Genomic DNA, 2,594 nt, shown 5'->3' on the forward strand with positions numbered 1-2,594 from the left:
CGGTATGCGACTCGGCACGACCGTATCTCAGTGCTGAATATTTCGACGCATGATGGGCGCGTTCAGCTTGACGGAGACAGTCAGCCATGTCGAACGCAGCGGGCCGTACGCATCCCCATCGCACGTATGCGCAAGAATTTAAGCAGCTGGTGATCAGGGAGACATTGGAACCCGGCATGTCGGTGTCGATCGTTGCGCGACGGCACGACATCAACGCCAATGTGGTGTTCGCATGGCGCAAGCAATACCGTGAAGGCAAGCTTGTCATTCCTGCACTCGAAGCTGCGCCGAGCGTGCCCAGCACGAAGCTGCTGAGCGTCGACGTAATCGATCCGGCATTGGTACTGCGGCCGCCTGAGTCGACAATGGCGTCGCAAGCGACGAGCGGCGTACCGATGCCGGCGCCCGTGTGCGAAATCGAGGTGGAGATCGGCAAACGGCGTGTGAGGATTCGCGGCCTGTCTGCCGAGCGCGCTGAAGCGTTCCTGCAGGAATGCCTGAAGTGATCGCGCTGCCGGCAGGTACGCGCGTTTGGCTCGTGGCCGGCGTGACAGACATGCGCTGCGGCTTCCAGGGGCTGGCCGCGAAAGTGCAGACAGCTCTCGAAGAGAATCCGCTGGGTGGCAACGTATTCATCTTCCGCGGCCGCCGCGGCGATCTCGTGAAGCTGCTTTGGGCGACCGACGATGGGCTCTGGCTGCTCGCAAAACGATTGGAGCGAGGCCGGTTTATCTGGCCCCAGGCCGACGGTGGAAAAATCCATCTGTCGAGCGCACAGCTGTCGATGCTCCTCGAAGGCATCGACTGGCGACACCCGAAACGCACCGCTGCTCTGTCGATGTTGTAAACCACATCGAAGGCTCGTAAACTGCGACGCATGTCCCAATCTGCGCCGCTTCCCACCACCGTCGCGGAGCTCCAGGCTCTGGTGCTCGAGCAGCAGACGTCGATCGAGAACATGGTGCGGGAGATCGCCGCAAGGGACGACCAAATCGAACGCCTGAAGGCGCAGATCGACAAGCTCAGGCGGATGTACTTCGGGAGCAAGTCCGAGAAACTGGCCCGGCAGATCGATAAACTCGAGGCGCAGCTGGAAGACCTGACCGCCGGTCAGGGCGCTGCCGAGACGCGAGGGCGCCCAGACAAGACGTCGACGGCGCCGCCCGGTCGAGCGCCCACGCGAGAGCCGCTGCCGCCGCACTTGCCACGCGATGAAATCGAACTTACACCGAATCCGGCTTGCCCCAAGTGTGCGACAACGATGCAGCGACTCGGCGAGGATGTTTCGGAGCAGCTCGCGCGCGTAGCGGCTGCGTTCAAAGTGATCCGCACGATCCGTCACAAGCTGTGCTGTCCTGACTGCGGCCACATCGAACAGCCCGCGATGCCCAGCCTGCCCATCGAGCACAGCATCGCGCATCCGAGCCTGCTGGCCGACATTGCGGTATCGAAGTTCGCCGATCACCAACCGCTGTACCGCCAATCGGAGATTGCGGCACGCGACGGCGTGACGTTGGATCGCGCCAGTATGGGCCGCTGGATCGGGCAGATCGCCGAGCTCTGCGGACCGCTTGTTGAAGCAATCCAGCGCTACGTGCTGGTCCCCGGCAAGGTACACGTCGACGACACGCCGGTTGCGGTGCTCGCGCCAGGCAACGGAAAGACGGTGACCGGTCGCTTCTGGGTCTACGTGCGTGACGATCACCGCTCGGGCTCGACTGAGCCGGCTGCGGTATGGTTCGACTTCTCCTCGAATCGCAAAGGCGTCCATCCTCAGACCCGTCTCGCCGCATTCCGCGGCATCCTGCAGGCCGATGCATACGCCGGTTTCGATCAACTGTATGCGAACGGCGAGATCCACGAAGCGGCATGCTGGGATCATGCGAGGAGGTACATTTACGATGTTCACGCGCGCACACCGACTTTAGATACCCAGCAACTGCTCGAGATGATCGGCGAACTCTACCGCATAGAAGCCGACATCCGTGGCAAGGCGCCTGACGAGCGTCTGCGCTTCAGGCAGGAAAAGAGCAAGCCGTTGCTCGCGAAGCTCGAAGCGACGATCAGGGTGAAACTCGCGACGCTATCGACGAAGTCCGCGCTCGCAAAAGCAATCAACTACTCGCTGAACCACTGGGCGGCGCTGGTGTTCTACTGCGAGGACGGTCGAGTCGAGATCAGCAACGTGCTTGCCGAGAACGCGCTGCGCTGTGTCGCGCTCGGACGCAAGAACTATCTGTTCGTCGGCTCCGACAGCGGGGGCGAGCGAGCCGCCGCGATGTATAGCTTGATCGGGTCGGCAAAGCTCAACGGGATCAACCCGCGCGCCTATATGGAGTACGTCCTGACCCATATCGCTGATCACAAGATCTCACGTATCGACGAATTGCTGCCTTGGAACGTGGCCGACAAACTGAGGCCGCCCACTCCGCCTACACCCTTAACCGGGTAGATCTGGACAGATTTGCGTGGATCGTGTCCACGATTGCCGATCATGGGCACGATCCCCCGTGATCTATACGAATTCCACCACGACAGCACCATCATGCCTCACGCGCGCGCGAATCAGGAACTGGCCCAGCCGAGTCGCTTAC

The 2,594-nt window shown here is 61.7% G+C and carries 3 protein-coding genes; all 3 read left to right on the top strand.

Going from position 1 to position 2,594, the window contains the following annotated elements; translation table 11 throughout:
- Positions 1 to 86 precede the first annotated feature (86 nt).
- From tnpA to tnpC, 3 genes are read left to right on the top strand one after another with little or no spacing between them, the layout of a single operon-like run.
- Positions 87 to 506, top strand: coding sequence for an IS66-like element accessory protein TnpA (gene tnpA / locus AWB76_RS42835; RefSeq protein ID WP_061165312.1), 420 nt, complete (start codon positions 87 to 89; stop codon positions 504 to 506).
- Complete coding sequence (tnpB, locus tag AWB76_RS38515) at positions 494 to 847, top strand: IS66 family insertion sequence element accessory protein TnpB (protein WP_374729979.1); 354 nt, start codon at positions 494 to 496, stop codon at positions 845 to 847. The genes tnpA and tnpB overlap by 13 nt, the downstream gene beginning before the upstream one ends.
- A gap of 30 nt (positions 848 to 877) precedes the next feature.
- A complete protein-coding gene (gene tnpC, locus AWB76_RS38520) occupies positions 878 to 2,452 on the top strand; it encodes an IS66 family transposase (protein WP_061165313.1) in 1,575 nt (524 codons plus the stop codon).
- Positions 2,453 to 2,594: the final 142 nt, after the last annotated feature.

This window comes from Caballeronia temeraria, from assembly GCF_001544795.2.
Taxonomy (GTDB): domain Bacteria; phylum Pseudomonadota; class Gammaproteobacteria; order Burkholderiales; family Burkholderiaceae; genus Caballeronia; species Caballeronia temeraria.